Here is a 418-nt window from a genome sequence, read left to right as displayed (position 1 = left end):
GCTCGCAATGACGGAGAACTCAAATCAGCGTTTGCGTTTGGGCGGCACGGCCGGAGCCGCGGGTGCCGCAAGTTCGGCGCTGCAATTGTTGCGCGCTATTCTCGCATCGAGATCGTCGCGTTGCGCGCGCTGGGTGCGATATTCCGTCTGATACGCAAGGCCTGAGACCAGCGCGCCGCCTGCCCCGGTCTCGGCTTTCGCCATCAACCCTTCCAGCTCAAGCACGCGATTGTTGACATCCTTGCGGGGGGAGACGAGCTGCTGGCAATTGTAGAGCTCGTATTTGGCCGGATCGAGAAACACGCTCGACCCGAAACCTCCCTCGCCCGGGCTCGCGCAAGCGCCGAGACCGATTGCAACTACGCCAAGGACGGCCATGCGCAGCCCGCCGCGCGGCTGCCGTTGCGCCCATTCCTTG

General features: G+C 64.1%; 1 protein-coding gene. It reads right to left on the bottom strand.

The features are described from left to right. Window positions 1-24 precede the first annotated feature (24 nt). Window positions 25-418: hypothetical protein (locus CVM73_RS38890; RefSeq protein WP_100236942.1), on the bottom strand; the 394-nt coding region annotated here is incomplete at its 5' end.

The organism is Bradyrhizobium forestalis (genome assembly GCF_002795245.1).
Classification (GTDB): Bacteria; Pseudomonadota; Alphaproteobacteria; order Rhizobiales; family Xanthobacteraceae; genus Bradyrhizobium; species Bradyrhizobium forestalis.
Note: the sequence above shows the minus strand (reverse complement) of the source record. Positions and strands in the feature narration are given on the sequence as shown.